16 protein-coding genes and 2 pseudogenes are annotated in these 21,928 nt (G+C 34.4%); 9 read left to right on the forward strand and 9 right to left on the reverse strand.

Going from position 1 to position 21,928, the window contains the following annotated elements; translation table 11 throughout:
* Positions 1-17: 17 nt before the first annotated feature.
* Positions 18-1,622 carry a hypothetical protein gene (locus tag AAGD66_RS01780; protein ID WP_174515883.1) on the reverse strand — a complete coding sequence of 535 codons (1,605 nt, stop codon included), beginning with the start codon at positions 1,620-1,622 and terminating at the stop codon, positions 18-20.
* A 180-nt stretch (positions 1,623-1,802) separates the two neighbouring features.
* Between AAGD66_RS01780 and AAGD66_RS01785 the strand changes: the two genes are divergently transcribed.
* From AAGD66_RS01785 to AAGD66_RS01795, 3 genes and pseudogenes are all read left to right on the forward strand, one after another.
* Positions 1,803-3,080, forward strand: a complete 1,278-nt coding sequence (locus tag AAGD66_RS01785; RefSeq protein ID WP_070357042.1) for an adenylosuccinate synthase — start codon at positions 1,803-1,805, stop codon at positions 3,078-3,080.
* Between the two features lie 103 nt (positions 3,081-3,183).
* A pseudogene (locus AAGD66_RS01790) lies at positions 3,184-3,912 on the forward strand (IS5 family transposase).
* Positions 3,913-4,163: 251 nt separating this feature from the next.
* The gene (locus AAGD66_RS01795; RefSeq protein WP_265024649.1) at positions 4,164-6,290 is read left to right on the forward strand and encodes a hypothetical protein; all 2,127 of its coding nucleotides are present in this window, start codon (positions 4,164-4,166) and stop codon (positions 6,288-6,290) included.
* On the opposite strand, the pseudogene AAGD66_RS01800 reads toward AAGD66_RS01795, so the two are convergent.
* Both AAGD66_RS01800 and AAGD66_RS01805 read right to left on the reverse strand, forming a co-directional pair.
* Positions 6,272-6,998: pseudogene (locus AAGD66_RS01800) on the reverse strand (IS5 family transposase). The gene AAGD66_RS01795 and the pseudogene AAGD66_RS01800 sit on opposite strands and share 19 nt — an antisense overlap.
* 15 nt (positions 6,999-7,013) lie before the next feature.
* Entirely contained in the window at positions 7,014-8,339 is a 1,326-nt protein-coding gene (locus tag AAGD66_RS01805) for an IS4 family transposase (RefSeq protein ID WP_264339118.1), read from the reverse strand.
* Positions 8,340-8,604: 265 nt separating this feature from the next.
* Between AAGD66_RS01805 and AAGD66_RS01810 the strand changes: the two genes are divergently transcribed.
* From AAGD66_RS01810 to AAGD66_RS01820, 3 genes are all read left to right on the forward strand, one after another.
* On the forward strand, positions 8,605-8,919 hold the full coding sequence (locus AAGD66_RS01810; protein WP_265024648.1) for a hypothetical protein: 315 nt from the start codon (positions 8,605-8,607) through the stop codon (positions 8,917-8,919).
* A gap of 112 nt (positions 8,920-9,031) precedes the next feature.
* The gene (infA, locus tag AAGD66_RS01815) at positions 9,032-9,295 is read left to right on the forward strand and encodes a translation initiation factor IF-1 (RefSeq protein WP_007550159.1); all 264 of its coding nucleotides are present in this window, start codon (positions 9,032-9,034) and stop codon (positions 9,293-9,295) included.
* The gene (locus tag AAGD66_RS01820; RefSeq protein WP_010082554.1) at positions 9,273-9,869 is read left to right on the forward strand and encodes a Maf family nucleotide pyrophosphatase; all 597 of its coding nucleotides are present in this window, start codon (positions 9,273-9,275) and stop codon (positions 9,867-9,869) included. Before infA ends, AAGD66_RS01820 begins: the two co-directional genes overlap by 23 nt.
* Here AAGD66_RS01820 and AAGD66_RS01825 read toward each other — a convergent pair.
* The 6 genes from AAGD66_RS01825 to AAGD66_RS01850 form a co-directional block, all read right to left on the reverse strand.
* Positions 9,861-12,539: a hypothetical protein gene (locus AAGD66_RS01825; RefSeq protein ID WP_265024646.1), complete on the reverse strand. Its 2,679-nt coding sequence runs from the start codon at positions 12,537-12,539 to the stop codon at positions 9,861-9,863. The two genes, AAGD66_RS01820 and AAGD66_RS01825, sit on opposite strands and share 9 nt — an antisense overlap.
* Positions 12,540-12,885: 346 nt before the next feature.
* Complete coding sequence (locus AAGD66_RS01830; RefSeq protein ID WP_341814503.1) at positions 12,886-14,229, reverse strand: alanine:cation symporter family protein; 1,344 nt, start codon at positions 14,227-14,229, stop codon at positions 12,886-12,888.
* 503 nt (positions 14,230-14,732) lie between these two features.
* Positions 14,733-15,236, reverse strand: a complete 504-nt coding sequence (locus AAGD66_RS01835) for a protein-disulfide reductase DsbD domain-containing protein (protein ID WP_264724122.1) — start codon at positions 15,234-15,236, stop codon at positions 14,733-14,735.
* Between the two features lie 304 nt (positions 15,237-15,540).
* Positions 15,541-16,029, reverse strand: a complete 489-nt coding sequence (locus tag AAGD66_RS01840) for a transposase (RefSeq protein WP_341814421.1) — start codon at positions 16,027-16,029, stop codon at positions 15,541-15,543.
* Positions 16,030-16,078: 49 nt separating this feature from the next.
* Positions 16,079-16,489, reverse strand: coding sequence for a transposase (locus tag AAGD66_RS01845; protein ID WP_151807722.1), 411 nt, complete (start codon positions 16,487-16,489; stop codon positions 16,079-16,081).
* A gap of 284 nt (positions 16,490-16,773) precedes the next feature.
* A complete protein-coding gene (locus tag AAGD66_RS01850) occupies positions 16,774-18,864 on the reverse strand; it encodes a hypothetical protein (RefSeq protein ID WP_155968374.1) in 2,091 nt (696 codons plus the stop codon).
* 700 nt (positions 18,865-19,564) lie between these two features.
* Here AAGD66_RS01850 and AAGD66_RS01855 point away from each other — a divergent pair.
* The 3 genes from AAGD66_RS01855 (at position 19,565) to lpdA (ending at position 21,927) form a co-directional block, all read left to right on the forward strand.
* Positions 19,565-19,732, forward strand: coding sequence for a hypothetical protein (locus AAGD66_RS01855; RefSeq protein ID WP_155968863.1), 168 nt, complete (start codon positions 19,565-19,567; stop codon positions 19,730-19,732).
* 323 nt (positions 19,733-20,055) lie between these two features.
* Positions 20,056-20,478 (forward strand): IS110 family transposase, encoded by a 423-nt coding sequence (locus tag AAGD66_RS01860; RefSeq protein ID WP_049973639.1) that lies wholly within the window; start codon positions 20,056-20,058, stop codon positions 20,476-20,478.
* A 75-nt stretch (positions 20,479-20,553) separates the two neighbouring features.
* The gene (lpdA, locus tag AAGD66_RS01865) at positions 20,554-21,927 is read left to right on the forward strand and encodes a dihydrolipoyl dehydrogenase (RefSeq protein ID WP_151807945.1); all 1,374 of its coding nucleotides are present in this window, start codon (positions 20,554-20,556) and stop codon (positions 21,925-21,927) included.
* The last annotated feature ends 1 nt before the right edge of the window (position 21,928 follow it).

Below are 21,928 nucleotides of genomic sequence, written 5' to 3' on the forward strand. Positions count from 1 at the left end.
AGAGCCTACTAATATCTTTAAGGTAAATGTTCATGTGATTCCGCAGAATAATTCTGTTTTTTGATTCTATCTGTCCATTTATCATTTTCTATATCTTGTTTGTTGGTTGCTTTTTTTTCTTGCTCAACAATTGCCTTATCTATCTCCTTATGAATTGCATCAATTGCATTAATCGCACCTCCTTTTTTGTATACTTCGCTTTTCCCTTCAATAATTAACTTAATAAAAGTATTTACAACAGACTGCACTTGATTATGATTAACCTGACCTTTTGTCAAAGAAGGTAAAGAGCCTAATTCCATCAATACTTCTGGTGCTGTTTTATCTTGAGTGGAAAGTCCTAAATTATCTGCTACTTTACTTATTAATAACTCTCTGTGTTCTTTATTATCTTCCAATTTAGCATAATCACTCAATAGATCTATAACGGTAGATACTCTGACTTCAACAACATCATCAACATCTTCATCTTCTAGAGCAACTCCTGACCCCAATAACCTCTCTCTGAGATTTTCGCTTAAAAGATTGATAAATTCTTCATTTGCATCTGATCCTGTGGTTGATATTGTACCATCTAAATAGTTACTTTGAGCACCGAAGCCATGCTCTATTTGTATTTTTGTCTCAGGTTTAAATCCTAATTTTGCACAGAATTTCTGAAAATATTCTTTAATAATGTCAAACAAGCTCTTGCCATTATCTTTATAATTTTTTAACTCTTTAGGAATAGTAAGTGACAATTTACCATCTCTGTATGTTACAAAGTCTTCACCATTGTGAGATTCAATTGTAAATTCCAATGAACTAGACAGATTACATATCTTATCGCCATGCATAACTTGATTTTTAACAGAGAGTATTGGTAGCCTCATATCAGATCTAATTCTCACATTATTTTGGTTAGCACAATCAATGTTTATTACTTTTTTAGGATTTTCTACTATGAACGACTGTCCAAGTGCAAGTTGGGTTTGTATAAATGGAGCAGCCTCATACCCTGCTTGATTACAATTGGTAACTAGCTCTTCTAAAATAGCATCACTTGGAACTTCTGCCCCAGCGTATCTGAACATTTTTTTGAAAACTTCTTTTGCAAAGGAACGGTAATCCTTGTTTTCATCTTTCTCTGTTGGTAATAGATGGATATACCTTTGGCCAGCATTGTAAAATTCTTCAAATTCTTTCTTATATGAATCGGTTTTTTGATGATTGGCAGTTTTGGAATTTTCACAGTGATTTTTCCATAGCTCACCCAATGCATTACTTACAAGCTCTTTCTCAATATCTTCGAGTACTGAAGCAACAAAAGCTTTGCCATGATCCGTATCTATTTCTCTTGTTCCTTTTTTGTTAAATATTTCGTCATTATATATATCATCACTATTAAAAAGTTCGCTTTTGCGGTGCTTAGCTCCTTCCTTAAATGCAATAATAAGATTTTTATCTATTTCTTTTCCGTTAATAATAAAATTCATCCTTTGAAAATCTAAGAACATTGTTTCACCGGAATTCGCTAATTTATTATCTTGATCTGCTCTTAATTTACTAAAATTGAACTCTTTAGCTGTGGCCTTTAATCTAACTACTGGACTCTTATTATTTTTTCCTTTTGTCTCTTTCATAAATAACACCTTACTGTAAATATGCTGTAAGTTATATCATATAATGATGAATAATTTGGTAATATATTAAGAAAATCGACAGTATATTTCTTTATTTAAGGGGTGTAGGAAAGGCGTAGATTTCTCTTTCCATTTGTAGCGTACTGCATTAATATTTATGTATTAATCTAGAAAATAATGATGAATAACATTGTAATTGTTGGTCTGCAATGGGGTGACGAAGGCAAGGGTAAAATAGTAGATTATCTTTCTGAGAATGCAGATGTAGTTGTGAGATTTCAGGGAGGAAATAATGCAGGGCACACTATAGTAGTAGATGATGAGGTTTATAAATTAAATTTACTGCCCTCTGCTGTTTTGAGGCCAGGCAAAATATCTATCATAGGAAATGGCGTTGCTCTTGATCCACACGCTCTAATCTCAGAAATAGAGTCATTGAAAGTTAAAGGAGTAGACGTAAACTATAACAACTTGATGGTATCCGAGAGCTGTCCATTAATACTTAGCATACATAAGGACAAGGAAAAGCTATTTGAAGATTTAAATGGAAATCACAAAATTGGTACAACAAACAAAGGGATAGGGCCATGTTATGAAGATAAAGTTGGAAGGAGAGCTATACGCCTTTGTGACTTAGAAAACGCAGATGAGCTCAATAAAAGAGTGGATACTCTTTTGAATTACCACAATGCTATCAGGAAAGGCCTTAACTACCAGGTGGTTAAAAAAGAAGAAATATTAAAGGAAATTCAAGAGATTTCAGAAAAAATTCTTTCATATAAAAAACCTGTGTGGAAGATATTAAATGACTTGATGAAAGAAGGTAAGAAAATAATATTTGAAGGTGCCCAAGGCGCATTTTTAGATATCGACCACGGAACTTACCCTTTTGTTACTTCAAGTAATACTGTAGCATCGCAAGCAATAACAGGCTCAGGGTTATCCTCCAATGCTTACATTATTGGTGTGGTAAAAGCTTATACAACAAGAGTGGGCAATGGCCCATTTCCTACTGAGCAGAAAAATGAAGTAGGAGATAGCTTGTTTACTATAGGTAAGGAACTTGGAACAGTGAGCAATAGAAGAAGGCGTTGCGGATGGTTCGATGCAGTTTTAGTGCGCCAGGCCGTACAACTCTCTGGAGTTTCAAGCATTGTATTAACCAAATTAGATGTGCTTAATTCTTTTGATACAATTAAAATATGCACTGGTTACAAGTATAGCGGAAAAATGTATGATTATTTACCCGCATCGCATTCAATACAAGGGGAATTAGAGCCAATATATGAAGAGTTTCCTGGCTGGAAAGAAAACACTCAAGGTAAAAGGTCGATTGAAACATTGCCTATCAATTTAATAAAATATATAGAAGGGTTAGAAAAATTAATAGGTGTACCAATTCATCTAATCTCAACTAGTCCAAAGAGAGAGGATGTTATTAAGCTTAAAGATTTCTGAAAACGTCTTTGTATCTTAGAGCCTGTACGTAATCTCAAAAAAGAGATAAAGTGAGAGGATAAAGTATATAAAGTAGGATATGCGAAGTTTATAACCAAGTGACATAAGTCGAGAAAAGTTTGAGATTATTGTAGCAGATCTGGAATCTTGCAGAAAGAAGACAAAACCAAGAACACTTGATTTACATGATATATTTTGTGGAGTGTTATACGTGTTAAAAAGTGGTTGCCAGTGGAGAATGGTATCAAAAGAGTTCCCAAAATGGCGCAATTGTTACGACTATTTTAAGAAGTGGAGTGAAAAACCAGATGTAAATAAAGAAAGTGTTCTGGAGCTGGTATTAAAAAAAAATAATTGCGACAAAACAATGGTCGGAAAAGCTTCTGCATAATTGATGCACAGAGTATAAAAAATGCAGATACTGCTGAAGCTATGATGCAGGCAAGAAGATTTCAGGGCCGTATTGCAGTAGATACGCAAGCATGCAATTTATACAACAACAGCAGAGATAACTGACCGTAGCAGTGCTGTGAGAATGGTCGAAAATGCAAAAGAAAACCTCTCGGGAGTTAAAAATGTACTGGTTGATGCAGGCTATACTGGAGAGAATTTTGTAACTCAAATAAAAACGATTATTGGTGCAACCGTTGAAGTGATCAAAAGAAATGAATTACGTTCCTTTGTTGTATTGCCCAAAAGATGGGTTGTGGAGCGATCTTTTGCTTGGTTAGAAAAATGTAGAAGATTGTGGAAAAATTGTGAGCGAAAACTCAATACTAGCCTACAAATGGTAGTTCTGGCTTTCACTGCCTTACTTCTGAAAAAATTATGAACAGGCTCTTACTAACTCTTATCTAATAAAAAAAATACTTGTGTAACTTCGAATAGTCTATTATGCAAGACAGCAGTATAAACATGTAGTAAGAAATGTATAATGAAAAATAAAAGCTCAAGTTTAACACTTGCAGTTATTTTTACACAATTAAGTAATCATAAAAGTTAGTGTAGGGCGAGGTTATACAGTTTGATTTCTTTTAATATATGTTAATTGGTATAATATAAATATAGTTAAGGAGGTGTATTATGATTGGAAGTTTGGCTAAAGAAGAAAAAACAGCAGAGGCAGGAAAAACAGGTGATCAACTTGAAAAGTGTATTGGACCAACTTCACTGAATGGGGAGGTTTATTACTCTACGCTTATCTACTATACATTAAAAGAGTTATATTCACAATTAGGTGATATCTCTTATGCTAATAAAACAAGATCAGAAAAAGAAATAATCAATTTTTATGTTCTACCTCAATTTGCACGCTTTAAAGAAATTATTGATGAAGATATAAAAAAAGATCCTTCGTTTGCAAATTCTGCTATTGTAAAGTTTTGCTCCTCAATTATAAAAAATAACAAATTACTTAAAGAATTAGAAGAAGTTAGTATTCCTGCCAAAAACTCTAGTGTAAAGGCAAGGGTAAGCTTTCAACTGAAAAATCTGAAAGAAAAGGTGTGGTTCTTAGGAAAACTAAAGGAAAAAAAGAATTTCACTTACGTGCAGAGGGCTTTTGGGGATAAGTGGAGTTTTTATGACCTAATAAATGATGGAGATTTTAAAAAAACGTACATAGATAAAGCAGTAACAGAGTCTGCTAATAAGAGCTTTAAGGAAGATATAGATAAATGCATAAAGTGGGCAGAGCAGGGAAAAGAAGCTGCAAGTAAATATCTTGGAGAGAAAGGCGTAGAGTTTCGAGCTTATTACACAGAAACTGATAACACTCATAGAGTTTTGAATATCAATCTTATTAATTACAATAGAAGTGAGCAAACCAGGATTAGTGACATTTTACAGCAAGAGAAAGATATTAAAGAGCTGAATATCTATTGCAATAAAAAACATGAAATACACGCTCATCGGAAAGGTAAGGAAAGATATTATGAATTTAAAGAGGGCGCATATTATGAAATGAAAAGCACTTGGCCTGTAAAGGATGGATCCGAAATGTGTACCATGATTATGAATGTGAGTAGCGATGGCATAACTGAAGTACTAAAATTTAATGATGAAGATTTTGTGCTATCGGATGAGATCTTAGAATTAATAAAGCAAAACGATGAATTATATATTCAAGGTCTCTCCTTATATGATGCTGTACTAGAAAAAGGTAAGGCTGCTGATGTTGTACCTACTGCTAATAATAATTTTCAAAATGAGTCTATAGCGGCCTATCGCGAGGAACCAGAGGGGGAATTAGACCCTAAAGTTGATGCTGACAATAGCCTTCCTCCTTCTATTAATAGCAATGCATCAACTCAAACGGAAGTCAATTTACAACACACTGAAACTCAAACAGAAGTTGCTTCACAACAAATCGAAACTAAAACGGAAGTCAATTTACAGCACACTGGAACTCAGACAGAATTTGCTTCACAACAAATGGATGAATTGATTTTAAATAATCAGATGCTGTCCGAAAAAAACGTTGAATTGAAGCAAGAAATGTCAAATTTGAAAAAAGAAGCTGTTGAATTGAAGCAAGAAATAGAAGCAGGGTTGCAAGTGATAAATAAAAAGCACCATGAATTAATACAAGAAAATCAGCGACTACAGGAGAAACTAGAAACAACCCAAGCAGAAGCTAATCAAACAATTGTAAAGTTAGAGAAGCAGAATAGCAATTTACAAGACAGGTTTGAAAAAGAGGAGCAAAAAAACACGGAATTGCAAACTGAACTGGCACAAAAAAATGAAGAATTAGCAGGTGTGTTAAAAGAGCTACAAGGGAAAGCACAAGAACTTAAAGGTGTATATGAAGAAAAAAGAAAGCTAAAGGAAGAGCTGAAAATTGTTAATGCAGGAAAGAAGAATTTGGAAAAAGAGCTAAATCAAGCACGAGAAGATGCGGAACAGATAATGGTTGAACGACGCCAGCAGAAAGAGCGCTTGAAAGATCAGCTAAGAGAATTAGATCAGGAATATAAGGTACAAGTAGAAATTGAGCAAAAGATTAAAGAATCAGATAGGCAGGATAGCGATTTACAAGATACACTTGGAGAAGAGAGACTAAAACTCAACATTGAAGAACTAGAAAACGAGTACGAGGAATTTCCAGGAGATAAGGTGCTTACACTTGAACTCACTAAAGATGAAGATAAAGTCGAAGAGTTAAGAAACGAGCTAGGCAGTGTCGACATTTATTTTAACCAAAGATAAATGCCAGCAATGTGAACAAAAGACAGAAAAGCTATAGCCAATTTGTCGTAGCGTGTAGCAACTCTGCGGAAGTGCTTGATTTTGTTGAACATCCTTTCGATTAAGTTTCTCTCTTTATACAATTCTTTGTCATATTCTCTTGGTGTTTTTCTGTTGGAACGCGGTGGGATTACTGGCTCAGCATTTACAGCTTCTGCAGCCTCAATCATATAATTTGCGTCATACCCTTTATCGGCAATAAGTGCCTCCATGTTCTTGCCTTCTATCAGGTCTAAAGCTTTTACGTAATCCGATCTTTGCCCTGCAGTAACAAAGAATCTCAGTGGGTTGCCCAAAGCATCACAAGCAGCGTGTAATTTGCTTGAAAATCCTCCTTTGCACCGTCCCAGCTCTTGTTCTTGTCTACCAGTTTCCACATTTTTTTCTTGCACCAGCAGCATGTTGATGTGCCCTGATTATTGTTGAGTCTATCATGAGCCACTCTGTGTCTCCATTAACAGCTAATGTGTTGAAAATCATCTGCCAAACACCAGATTTTGCCCACCTTATAAAACGTTTATGTACACTTGACCATTTTCCATACTCAGCCGGCAATGCTCTCCATGTTGCTCCTGTTCTACCTATCCACATTATTGCAGCTACGAATCTCCTGTTATCTTTTGCGCTTCTTCCTCTATCTCCTTCCTTACCTGGCAGACTGTTTTTTATTCCATACGCGTCAAGTTAAGAGATTGTGAGCAAATTTAGAGAGGTTAAAGTGGATACTCTAGCCCTTCTACGTTTGTCTTTTAATGAAAATCGCGACCAAGTTATAGTGAGTTTTTTAAGAAATGCTTTTAAACTATTAATTTTGGTTAATACTAAAAATAACTCTCTAACCCGCCTTTTTAGCTCAATAAATGCCTTTGTTAAGCTAAGTTCTGTATTCTTTTTCACTTCTGTGCAACCAACTATGCCGTGAAATATAAGAATTGCGCACAATTTAGCATATAGTTCACATAATACTCTGCATGGCTTTCCTTTTAGCTTATCAAGCCTGATATGGCTTTTATACAATTTAAATAATAACTCAATTTGCCACCTTACTCTGTAAATCGTTAATACTTGCTCAGCACTAATTTTATTTTCTGGAACATTAGTTATAAATATTGACCAGTTCAACAATTTTTGATTTCTTTTAGAGGATGTATATCCCTGCGATCTTGCTAATCTATTAGCTTTCCTTCTTCTGGCCATAGACTGTTCTTCAGTTAGTTTCTGACATATAATTCTTACTCTAATTTTTGCTTCTTTTCCTAACAATACCTCGTTTTCTAAAAATAACTTATCCTCTAAACATTCTAATAACTCCATTTTTTGATTTGTTTCTACATCATATATGTTGGTATCGGATTTATAACGACTTATGAAATAAGCTCCTATTTCATTGATTTGTTTAAAAGAACTTGGCACAAAATAACCGAGATCAGATATTAGCAAATCATTGCTTAATATATTACTTAAATGTTTCCTATATCCCTGGTCTGATCTTACCCCCTCCGTTAAATTAAGTTGGTCTATTATCTGATTCATGTAGTCGAAAACTAATTGTAACTTTATTCCAGACTTAGTATTGCTTTCATAGCCACTGTAGCTAGTACCATAACCTTTATACATCTCTTCCATACTGTTAGGTAGAGTAATATAGCTACTGTCCAATAATTTAACACTATTAAATTGCTGTAAGATTTTGCAATCAACTTGCAAGATATTTTTAAAGAGAATCACAGATTCATTATACATCCTTTTCATAAATTCCACTGCTTCTTCAGTAAATCTAAAATCCAAACCTTGTTTTGTTATATCTATCGAGTCCTCGTTTAGTAATTGACACATTGTTTCTACGCTACAATTATCAACTCCTATATTACCCAAGACCATGGCTTTTACGAATGATGAACCTTTTAGCTTTCTCTTTCTTTTTATAAACCTTGTTGTAATTGAGATTTTCTCTGCTTTTTCATTAAAAAATTCTTTGAGCTTTTTTGATAAGCAAGTTATTTTATTCATTGGTTCTCTCACTAAAAGTATATCTGGGAGAACTTATACCTTATTATTCTATCTCTTTCATACCTTTATTTCCTTAACTTGACGCGTATGGTTTTTTATTCTCTCCCATTGCTCATCTTTTAAATCATATAGCATTCTCTTTACCTATTAATAAAGAGTACTCTATATCACTATTTTTTTATGTCGACAAGACCTAGAGCGTGAGAAAGAAAAGTGTAAACAATTATTAGAAGAAGAAAATGAATGGGGTGATGAATTGGTAGGAATGCTTGATGGACTGGAAGAAAAAATTCGTGCTGATGAACAAAGGAGCTCCAACAATCAATTAACGGGAGAAATTTCTAATGAGTCTGGTAATGCTCCACGACAGAAGAAAAGGTTATCCAAATCTTCAAGCGTTGATAATGAGTCTTATGTTCCACTGAGAGAGAAGACAACATTACTCAGATCTTTAAGCGTTGATAGTGGACTTGATAGCGATGAAGAAAATTGTGATAATGATTTATCTTTCAACATAAGTCCTATAAGTTCTATTGAGAAGGTGGCAGAGAGTAGAAACGTAGGTAGGGTATCATTGTGAAGATGGTTGGGGTTAAGTTGCAACTTAAGTGGGGCGCAAAAGGTCTTTTGTGTTGATAATAATTTAAAATCTATAGTAGACTAAAAAAGATTATTAAATTATAATATAACATATGATAAAAGACGAGAAATCGAAAACAATTTTTGAAGTGGAAGGGGCAGTAACTGCTTTACTACCTGCAGCAGAATTTAGAGTGAAACTGGACAATGAACATGAGATTATCTGTCATGTATCAGGGAAAGTGAGAAGAAGTAAAATACGCATCATTATAGGGGATAGGGTGTTAGTTGAGATGAGCATTTACGATAGGAATGCGAGAAAGGGTAGGATCATTAGAAGGCTTAAAGGTACAAGTGACAGAACGATCTCTAAATAATCTTATTCTTGCTTCATCATCGAAAAGGCGTATAGCTTTACTAAAACAAATAAACATTGAGCCAGGTTTAATTTTGCCAGCAGATATAGATGAAGCCCCTTTAAAAAAGGAACTTCCGAAGGATTACTCAATCCGTATGGCAAAAAGTAAAGCTGAGAAAATACAAAGTTTAAATCCAAATTATTTTGTGCTTGGTGTTGATACAGTTGTTGCTTGTGGTAGAAGGATATTGCTCAAAGCTGAAAACGTTGAGCAAGCAGAAAAATGTATCCGCTTGTTATCAGGAAGAAGGCATAGAGTATACACCAGTGTATGTCTATTAACTCCCGATCAATCTAAACAACATATCAGGACTGTGGTTACAATAGTGAAATTTAAACGTCTCAGTGAACAAGAAATTAAGTATTATTTAGCATCAGAAGAGTGGAAAAATAGGGCGGGGGGATGCAATATACAAGGCCTAGCTGGAGTGTTCGTATTGTTCTTACGCGGCTCCTACTCTTCCGTTATAGGGTTACCATTACATGAAACCTATTGTTTGCTAAGCAATTATTTTAACTTCAATTTATATTGAAATACCTTTATTAGTATCTTTTTTTTGTTGTGACTCAGCAACCTGTTTAGCCCAATCTAGTGGTCTTTTATTTCTGTTAGCTAATGCAATTCTATTGCGATCATAACCATCAGTGTGTTCTGTTAAAGTATCTCCTCTTTCTTCTTCTATTACTCCAGCTTTCAGTTGTGCTTCATCTTTCTCTAGTAATTTATATAGTTCGCTATTTTTATCTACAGTTGGATTAGTGTCATTATTTTCTCGTTCTGCCACTGTTTTTTCTAACCACTTACGTATAGGGTCATATTGTTTACCTTCTCCTATCTTTTCTAAAATGTTTTCTGAGAATGAATCTTTAGGAATATTTTCTTTAGTAGCCTGTTGTGCCGGTTCTCTTAACCCTTTATCCGGGTTTCCCAATGCTCCTTTTAACTCACTCGTATCTCCGATTTCTTTTGGTTCAATGTTTTCTAAGCTCTTCTTTAACTGTTCAGGATTTACTTGAGATTGTTCATTATTGTCATGAGTTGGAGATGAATAGCCCGAATCGTTTGCTTTTATGTCTGTTGAGCTGTCTTTTAGCAACCCAACTTCTCTCAAGCGTTTTTTAGTTTCTTCGCTAATCTGACTCTGATCAGCTGGTTTTAACCCGAGATTTTCTTGACCTAATGTATTTTTAAGTTCTTCAAATAGAGTTAGATTACTTTGTCTAATATGTTCTTCTAATTTCCTTCCTACCTGTTTTAAATCTGTTTGAGATTTACTATCACTATTAGTTGGAGATATATAGCCTGAATCACTTATACTATTTGGTGTTGAAGCAGAGACACTAATAGTTGGACCTTCCACTATTTTTACATCTGCTAAATCGTCTTTTTGCAATCCATCTTCTTTATCTTGTGACAGTTTATCAGTAGGATCAACTTGCCTTAATCCTCTATTATCCTGCTGTGATCTATCTCTGATTTCTTTAAGAAGATTTTCAGGTGGAGTTTGATCACTTTGTTCAATGTTCTCTAAGCTCTTCTTTAACTGTTCAGGATTTACTTGAGATTGTTCATTATTGTCATGAGTTGGAGATGAATAGCCCGAGTCACTTTTATTATTGAGTGCTGTAGCAGAGAGCGGCTGTTCACTTTCTTTCCACTTAGCATCACTAGCATCTTGGTTATCACTGTTATCTGGAGAAGATGAATAAGGAATTATGTCCTTTAATGTCTCTAACGGTGATGGGTTATTTTTTCTACTTCCTGCAATTGATGCTTTTCTATCATCAACATCAATGTGCCGTAAGTTGTTTTTCTTGAAATTTCTGATGTCTTGTAACAGATCGCCTTTGCTATTTCCTTCTTGTTGCTGGGTTTTAGGTTGTTGCTGATCATTAGGTGTTTGCTCACTTCTATCTGGTTTTTGGCTTCCAGGTACAGCATGTCCAAATGTAGGATTGTCATACCGTTCATCTTCTTGCCTATTATCTTGATTGTGGCTTACAGACTTGGTGAAAGTAGAACTATCTGAAGAATCAGAAGTTGCACCTTTTTGCTGATTATTAGGTGTTTGCTCATTTTCGCGCAAGTCATCTGGTTTTTGGCTTCCAGATTTGGCTCCCCCTTGCTCATCGAAAACACCTTTTTTAGGTGGTAGTGAACTAGTTCTAGGTGGAAGTGGCGGAGGAGTTTTTTTGTTCTGAGGATTCTCCTCAAAAAGCGATTGTAGGTTATAAACTTGACCTCCCGAATTTGCTTCTCGTGCTGCTTGTCTAAGCTCACGCTTTTCTTTAGCCTCCTGAGAATTAATTTTATCGTCAAAATCTTTTCCAATTCCGCTATCGTAAGACTGCCTTCTGCTGTTAGATTGTAGTCCAAAATGTGAATGGTGGTCTTCTTTTTTTTGAGTTATATCAGTAGCTTGAACGCTAACACCTCTATTAACATCAATTCTTGTTGTAGTTTCAGATGATAGCTCGTTACTGTCTTTATTATGTTGCATCTCATTCGCTTTTCCTTGTCCTTTCTCCCTGAATTGTATTTCATGCAAGAATAAACCACCTATTTTTACATCTCTGTTTACTTCTAACCGTTCTAGAGAAAAATCATCACCTTTAACAAGGTCTACACCGTTAGCATCAATCTTAATTTTGATCTTACATTCCTTCCCCTCCGCATACCACTTTAAAGTCATTTCATATGAACCATCAGTTACGACATAATGTCTTATTTTTTTCCCTTCTTCCTCGGCAACAAAACCATGCATTCCGCTCTTTCCATCACTATGCAATGTTGAAAATCCCGAGATTTCATTCTTCTCACAAAAATCACTGTTTAAAAATTCGCTGATTTTAAACTCTTTTTTGTTATTTCCCAGCGTAATACTTGCGTGATTACCGTATATTGAAACTCCTGCAACATCATCAACATACTCTTTCAACCTTTCTTTAACTTCACTTTCAAGGTCTTGTCCAGCTTTCTTTGTCTTGTCGCATTTCTGAAGAATAACTCCATATGCTTTATCTTTGTTTTCTTCTTCGTCCCAATTCCAGTTGGCGCGTTTTGTTAAAAACTTTACTGTGTTAAAATCAACTCTAGCATTATAAATTGGGTCGTCTTCCTTTTTTATTTTATCAAATAAAGGAAAATTTTCTTGAATGCGCTCATTATAAATGTGTTCTTGTTGTGTATCGTTAGTGCCCATATATCCCTCACTAATAACCCTCTGCCTTTAGTTCTAGCTAATACTAGCTAATATAATTATCACAAGCATTGGTTGAATTTTTATTAAGGAAGGTTGTGTTACTAATGTGATGACACAAGCTATTTTATGGTAACATCAAACGATTTAAGTTGTCATTCCAGTCTGGAATCCAGCCTTTCACGAACCCCATCAAAAATGTTGTGTTTTAACATAAGATTAGCTACTTTTATGCTCACTAACTTAGTGCCAATCAAGATTCCTGGATCCCAGTGTCTGGGCACTGGGATGACATCCTTCTTGGCGGAAATCACTCTTATATCACAACAGCTGCATAGCCTAAATTGCTTTAGCTATAGCTCTGTTTTTGCAACTTCAAATATCTGCTACTCATAGTAAACACTTCTGGATCTTGAGAGGTTAGCTTGAGTATAGCGAGTATGTTGATAAACAACAAAGCAGCAATCGAGATATCAGCAACATCCCATAGCAACCGGACTTTACCTATCGCAGCAAGCGGAATGATCATGGTAAAAATTACAATCCAGATTTTAGTGTATTTATTATCCATAGACACATAGCGTATTGTCTGTTTTGAGCAAAAAAACCAAGTAAAAATAGTAGTAAAGGCAAAACAAAACATTATGGCCATAATTAAATAGTCAATATAGGGCCAATTCATAGCTTTTCTAAAAGCAAATATGCACATGTTAGTACTCTCTAAATCAGTGACCCAAGAATCTGTGACAAGCAGTACCATTGTTGTAATAAACACTATGAATGCAACTATAAAAGGCGATATTATTGTGATTAGGCTCTGTTCAATAATAAATTTATTATTATTTTTCTTAGGAACAATTGAAGAATGTACGATTCCTTCGAGGCCAAGCCCTATATCTGTTGCAAAAATACCTCGCAAAGTTCCAACTTGAATAATAGTCAACATTTCTAAAATCAAACCTAGAGATAAACCAGAGTTAAAGCTACTAGTTGTAAAAAAACTGCTTGTTATTAGTTTTAGAGAAGGAAGAATATTTTCACTAAATTTAAATAATATGATACCGCAAAGTGTGAGGTAACTTACCGTCATTATCGGTATCATAGCCGATATAAAAATTTTAATTTTTTTTAAGCTGAGAGCTGCAACAACAAAAAATATTATGGCCATTACAATGCCACCAATGACTACAGGCACATCTATCATGTTAAGTGGTATTGATAGAGAATTTACCTGAACAAGGTTACCAACTGTTATTGAAACCATTATCATAACAACTAGAAACACAATTGTAGCTTTTCTAGAGTTAAATGCATCAGCCATGTAGGCTACAGGACCACCTATAAACCGTCCGTTCTTTTCCTTTCTGGTTTTTATACTTAGATAACAAGTGACATATTTTATCACAGAAGTGATAACAATAATTATTGCCATCCATAAAATAGAGCCCGGTCCTCCGGTTTTTAGAGCAACAGCAGTTCCTGAAATATTTCCTACTCCTAAATTTCCCCCTAAAATTGTAAACAGAGCGGCTATAGAAGAAAATTTATTTTCTCCTTTTTTAGCTCCAAGGAGTGAAAGGGCGTATGGTAATCTAAATACCTGTAGCCATTTTAGTTTAATCGATAGGTAAACACCAGCAACTAGCATGAGTAATATTGTTGGCAGTAATAAAACAAACTTTACTGTATCCATCTGTAAAAGTGAGATTTTTATTTGAGTATACAACAAAAATTGAAAATACCTAACCTATTTTCTATGTATGACTTCGTTTCCGTCATTCTAGAAACCTTTTCTTGTCATCCAAGTAGCATGACACATAACTGTACGAACATTGTAATATGGTACAATGTTAAGACGATGTCATTCCAGTGCTTGACACTGGAATCCAGCTTTTAATGCAACCCCTCACCAAAAATATTGTGTTTTAACATAAGGTTAGCTACTTTTATACTCACCAACTTAGTGTCCAATCTGGATCCCAGTGTCTGGGCACTGGGATGACATCTTTTTTCTTGGTACAAATTACTCTTATATCTCAATGTTCGTACAGTTAGTGCGTGACACTGGGATCTAAATTTTTTATGCGAAACCATTATGTTTATATACTTGTAGGCCCAAGTTCCTCACATAGTGAACAAAAAAGTAAATGAGATTCCAGTGTCACGCGCTGGAATGACACCTACCCCATGAGAACTCTATTTTTCATACCACTCATTTATAAGTTTATTGATATCAGAATCTATAAAATCCTTTAATGGTTGCCTGATTTTTATCTCAACATTTTTAGGGATGCACCTATCTTTACATATCGCATAATTTATATGGAAGTTAAGGTCAATATACCCTTGATTTAAAAATATATTCATCTTAAAGGGAAATAATACCATATCCTCATATACGTTACTTACAAACGTCTCTCTCCCTACTTTATCTTTATGTTCCTTTGGAATAGGCCAGTGAATATTTATATCTGATGCATTACCTTTGTAACTAATAGACGTGGGAAGGCCAAAATCTCCAGGATCTTTATAATACATGTGCCAGCCTGGTTCTACTGTAACCTTTATTGCACCTTTAAGAGTGAAGCTTGCTTCATTTATCTCGCCAATAAGTAAATCAAATTTTGCAATTTCCTCGTCAGCATATAGTTGAGTGCAAGAAAAAAATAAAAACAATATTAAATATATATGTATTTTCATTAAGGTAAATTTCTCCTTTTATAGAGAAAGTAATTTAGATTTTAATTATTATATTTAATAGTATTATATAGATTATTTATTAATATAGCATTATGCTATAGCTAAACTGACTTACGACAATCTGAAAAACGACAAATTCGTCATTCCGCTACTTGTTAGCGGAATCTATGCCGAGATACCGCGAATGAATCCACAACTGTACGAACATTGTGATTTTGGCCCATAAGGAGGGTGTCATCCCAGTGCTTGACACTGGGATGGCTTTGTTGCATCACACTTTATGAGATGGTGATTTATGGTAAATTCATGTAACTATCTCAAATTTAGCCATACCAATATCAGTGAATTTATTAAGCAAATAGCATTTGATTAGCAGTTCTTTTTCTCGATTTATCTCAGATTTATTCCTAAAACTAAATCCGAATATTTGCTTTAATCTTGAGAAAAACCCTTCAATATAAGATCTTTTCCCATAATTTACTTCTTTTTTCCATTCTTTCATGCCATCTTCACCGTATAATTTTATTAACCTAATAGCAGCATTCCTGTCAGACATATAATCTATTTCTGGATGTTCTGCCGCATTGTTTATTGGTGGAATTTTTGTCTTTATATCATATTCGTTACACAACTTATAAAACTTGTGCCTATCACATGCCCTATCTGCATATAGTACTTTTATGGCATGCTGAAAATCAACTTCTTTTAGCAAATCACAAGCTCCATAGTGATCAGAGTAGACACCGTTACTGTATTTTACAGCTATGGCTTTTTTGTTGTTTATATTCAACATTACGTGCAATTTTCTCGTTTGCTCATAGCCACGATATTTTCTGTCAGTGCTATTTTCCTTGCTGTGTGTTGTTGTATATACTAATTCCTGTACTGTCTATAGCAATTTCGATATCTTCCATATTATTTTTATCAATTCTGCAATCATTTATCTTAATATTAAGTTTCTTAAACCTTCTTGATGCTTGTGAATAGCTGATAACTGCCAAATCTCTTCCTATTTGTTGCAAATACCCTTTTATAAACCCGACTGTTTGTCTTAAACCAATTCTAAAGAAACTGACGATTATATGCACCAAAATCACAACTTTATCACTATAAATATAGTTGCCGCCCTGCATTTTTGGACAATTCTCGTACCAATTTTCTATGGCGTCATTGATATAACAAAAAATGCTTCCTCTTTCTTGGAGAAATTTGTTATATTCATGGCAGTTACTGACTCTCATTTTTTGTGGCATATTTTTTCTTCAACAGTTAAATGGCTATTTATAATGAATTTTGTCAGTAACTGCCAGTTCTTTTCACTTGAGCGATGCAACAAAGCCCACTGGGATCCAGGAATTTTATTAAGTTGGCAAGCATAAAAATAGCTGTTTTTTGTTAAAATACAATGTTTTGATGATTATGGAAATGCTGGATTCCAGTGTCAAGCACTGGAATGACATCACAGGGGCACTGGAATTTTTGTTTCAATATTTGTACATTAGCCATGCATCTGAACAGATACTGTAAATTAGCTATATTACATTAGCCCATCAGATGAGTTGTAATGGTTATAATTGTCTGATAAGTGATCTCTAACATCGTGACCTAACTCATTGGCATCAGGCTTAACTTCGTGATCTAACTCATTAGCATCGAGCTTAAACAAAGAAGGATTATCATCAGATTGTTGATTAGACTCTTTCTCTTTCGACCCAAATAACCATGAAAAGAGTGATGAGATAGAATCAATAATGGATTTAATTGCTGAAAAAATATTGGATAAGAAATTACTGGGTTGCTGAGTATCCTCTTCGGCTGATTCTGGTTCAGGCTCTTTTCCTGCTGTGTCATCCACATCTTGTTCAGGCTTACTTCTGCTTATGAGTGTCTTATCTAACCATTTGGACATATTCTTGTCTGGATTATGAAAATACATTTTCTCTATGTCCTTGTTTTCATCAACAAAAATTACTACAGTTGCATTCTGACTTAATGACCCTTCATTTAATCTATAACGTTCACTAACGAGCGATTCATGAGAGTTCTTTATATCTTGAATCAATCGAAGTTTTTCTTCTTCTACTAAAAGGTAACCTCTGTGTTGTATAGCATAATTGGTCCCTTTGTACTTAAATTGCAACATTCCTGTAACCTCTGTGTAGTCATCACCTTTTTGTTCTTCTTCTGGCTCTGGATTCGTGCGGTTTTCATTTACCTCTTCTTCAGACTTACTTCTGCTTATAAGTGTCTTATCTAGCTGTTTGAATATATTTTTGTCGGAGTTTCGAAAATACATTCGACTTATCTCCTTATTTTCATCAACGTGAATCGATAAAACTGTATTCTCATTCCCCAATCCATCACATTCACTAACGAGCGATTCATGAGAGTTCTTAATGTCTTTGATAAATTGAAATTTTTCTTCTTCTGAAAAGTACTTGCATCTTACGTTATAAGTGGTGCCTTTGTATTTAAAACTAAATATCCATCCATGGTCTTTATATTCATCTACTAGTTCATGAATATTCTTGACATTTTGTATAGCTTTAAATTTTTCATCTTCTGAAAAGTCCTTGTATCTTACGTTATAAGTGGTGCCTTTGTATTTAAAACTAAATATCCATCCATGGTCTTCATATTCATCTAGTCCAGAATTCTTGACACGTTGTATAATTTGAAATTTTTCATCTTCTGAAAGGTCCTTGAGGTATATACTACCAGTTGTATCTTTATATTTAAATTTAAACATCCATCCATGATCTTCATATTCATCTACTAGTTCACGAATATTCTTGACATTTTGTATAGCTTTAAATTTTTCTTCTTCTGAAAGGTTCTTGTGATATTTATAAAGTGTACCTTTATATTTAAATTTAAACATCCATCCATGGCCTTCATATTCATCTACACCCATCTGCTTGCAAATAGCTTTATAATTTTTTTCTTCTACCTCTCGTCCAATGACATTCGCTATGAGTTCAGTATCCAGAATATTCAAAGTTTGGACTGTTGCCGATGGTGAAAAACGCAATTGAAATATGTGGCCTAGCTCATGACCTAGAACAAAATCCATGGCACTTTGCTTATATGTCAGAATATTCTGACAATCTGTTACTCCTCGTGTAATATATCCTGGACCACCATCTTCATCTATGCCGAGAAGATTGTTATACTTTGTATAATCGCTTCTATTATTAAAAATGTGAACCGTTATATTGTAACTTGCATTACTATTTTTCAAGCAAAACTTTTCTTTAAATGCTTCATAGGCAGTTTTAATGTCTGTTTCTATTTGGTTTTGTTCCTGCTCAGATAAGTTGTCGTATTTTATAGTACAATTTATATACCCGTATTTAACGGTAAAGCTGTTAGACAAAACATCATGTATATTTGTGGAAAAATAATTGAACTGCTTTGACTCAGCTTCCTTATACAATTGATGCCCATATTTATCCCTAGAATACTTTGGTAGTTTAGGTACTTTGGCAATTAAGTTTTTGTTACTATCAAAAAAAGAAATATCAGAATTACCAATCCTAAAATCCTTTATAGATTGCCCGCAAGTGCCATCATTTGCACAATCATGATTATCTTTCTTATTAAACCATGCGTTGGTGTATTTTTCCATTTTGATACCTCACTACCAAACCTTACTATATTATTATCTTGGTAAAAATCATAATAATTCGTTAACTTGTATTTTAAATCTGTATCAAATGTGCTTTTCTCGTAAGGTATCAATTGTGAAGTAATTAACTTTATTTGTTTAAAATTTTGCTAAAATAGCTCTTTTTATACTATGTTTTATATAGCTAAACTGACTTAGATTTACTGACAATTTGAAAAACAAAAATTCGTCATTCCGCTACTATAGTATTTTCTAAAACGAATGATAAACGTCTAAAATGGTATTACCAACTAAAAGGTGTAAGTTTGTACATTAATGCATTAGAGGTCTGAGGCGACTTTTGATGGTGTGCCAACAATGCTCTATCGGATTTAGATCTTACTATTACCCACAAATATAAATGTTTGTTGCATAGCTCTTAATGGCATAACTTTTGCTTGAAATAACTGTTTATATGGTGCAATTTACAGCTTTTAGTTGCTAAAATTATAACTCTTAGTTTAATAATTTTAATCTAATAAGCTTTCAGGTTAATAAAATTAAATTATTTGAGTAAATACAATACTATGTTTTTATTTGTGGGTAATAGTAAGGCTTAAAGCAAAATGTAGTACGAACGGTAGGTGGATCTAAAAGATCGAATTACAATCCTGTATACAGCATTTTGCATTATTGTTTGATTATATTTATAGGTACAAAAATGGCTAGAATAATTTTCATGGGAGTAGATGTTTCCAAGGAAGCATTGGACATCTCAATTAATGGCAAGCATAAGCGCATAGCAAACGTGAGTGATGCTATATCTAAGTTTATAGAAACAAATATAGTCGATTTACCCATCAAGTTATGTGTAAGCTGGTGGCTATGAAAAGCTCATTATAAAATTGTTGCAAGATAACTGTCCATAAAGCTCACCCGAATCGGGTATATGCATTTGCCAAAGCTTGCAATCATTTTGCAAAAACTGACAAGTTAGATGCTAAATTACTGGAAAAATACGCTGAATTTGTCAGTAAAGACGGTGAAGTAAAAGGATGTATAATTTCACAAAAGCAAGAGGAATTAAAGGAGCTGGGGGCAGTTGAGCGTAATTTAAATGATGCAATTCATGCAAACAAGTGTCGCCTGCAAAGTGCGACGGGAAAAGCTAGAGAATACATAGAAAGACAGATAGGGTTTGCTGAAAAACAATTGAAAGAAATTAGGCAAGACATAGAAGACGCAATAGCTGAATTGAAAGGAAAAAATGAGCTTTTAATCAGCTATAAAGGTATTGGATCAAAGACGGCGAGCGTTCTACTGACAGAGGTGCCTGAGCTTGGTAGATTAGAGAATAGAGAAATTGCATGCTTAGTTGGAGTTGCACCTAAAACTAGTGAAAGTGGAAGAAAAGTTGGCAAAGCTCAAATCAAAGGAGGCAGGTTTTATGCAAGGAAAGCACTATACATGTCAGCTCTTGTTGCTATGCGCCACAACAGAAAAATGAAAGCGTTTTATCAGCGTTTGGTTGATTCTGGCAAAGCTGCTAAGGTTGCATTAGTTGCTGTCATGAGAAAAATTATCGTTTGTTTAAATGCCATGATAAAAAATAACAACTTTTATCTTGACTCTTAAGACGGTAGATGACAGACCATTGATTGTATGGGTTCCATCTGTTATATATAATCTTTTTGAATACGAAGAAAACTGATGAATGAGTATGATATTACGGTTATAGGTAGCGGTCCTGGTGGTTATATAGCGGCAATTAGGGCGGCACAGCTTGGGTTTAAAACTGCAATTGTGGAAAAAGAAAAAAATTTAGGCGGTATATGCTTAAATTGGGGATGTATACCAACAAAATCACTGCTTAGAGCATCTGAGGTTTATAGGCTAATAAAAAGATCAAAAGAGTTTGGTATAGAAGTAAAGGGAGCGAATTTTGATATACAATCAATAGTGAAATACTCAAGAAACGTTGTTGATAAATTGTCAAGCGGTGTTGCATATTTGATGAAAAAAAATAATATCAAAGTTCATCAAGGTTTTGGTAAACTTGCAGGCAATGGTACTATAAAAGTCGTTAGCGATAAGGAAGAACAAGAAATTGTTTCCAAGCATATCATTTTAGCAACAGGCGTGAGGGCACGGAATCTGCCTGGAATAGAGGCAGATGGAGATTTAATATGGAATGCGCAGCACGCTATGACTCCAGAGAGATTACCAAAATCGCTACTAATTATAGGGTCTGGTGCAATTGGAATAGAATTTGCAAGTTTTTATAGTACTTTGGGTGTTGATGTAACAATCATAGAGATAAAGAGCACTATTTTGCCGCTGGAGGATAAGGACATTTCAGATTTAGCACAAGAAATATTCACAAAACAGGGGATAGAAATATATACAAGCAGTAGCGTAAAAGCTCTTACTAAAAGTAAAGACTCTGCTCAAGTGCTACTAAGTAGTGGTGAGAGCAAAGAATTTGAGAGGGTGATTGTTGCGGTTGGAATTCAAGCAAATATTGAAAATATAGGTTTAGAAAATACAAAAATTAAATTAAGCCCTTCTGGCTTTATTGAAACGAATGAATGGTATGAAACTAGTGAATCAAATGTGTATGCAATAGGTGATGTAGCTGGCCCACCATGTTTAGCACATAAAGCGAGCCATGAAGCCGTGATCTGCATTGAAAAGATTGCTGGTAAAAATGCTCATGCGTTAAAAAAAGAATGCATACCAAATTGCACTTATTCTCATCCACAAATAGCGAGCATCGGCCTTACTGAGGAACAGGCAATAAAAGGTGGGTATGATATAAAAATAGGAAAATTTCACTCTAACTTTAATGGTAAGTCTGTTGCACTCAGTGAAACTGAAGGGTTAGTGAAAACGATTATAGATAAAAAAACCGGAGAAATTCTGGGTAGCCACATGATAGGTGCAGAAGTAACGGAGTTAATTAGCAATTTTGCTCTTGCAAAGCAACTAGAAGGAACAGACTTCGACATAAAATCTACGATTTTTCCTCATCCAACCATTTCAGAGATGATACATGAATCAGTGCTTGCTGCAGATGTTAAATAGT

Source organism: Wolbachia endosymbiont (group A) of Dendrolimus pini (assembly GCF_964026835.1).
GTDB classification, from domain to species: Bacteria; Pseudomonadota; Alphaproteobacteria; order Rickettsiales; family Anaplasmataceae; genus Wolbachia; species Wolbachia pipientis.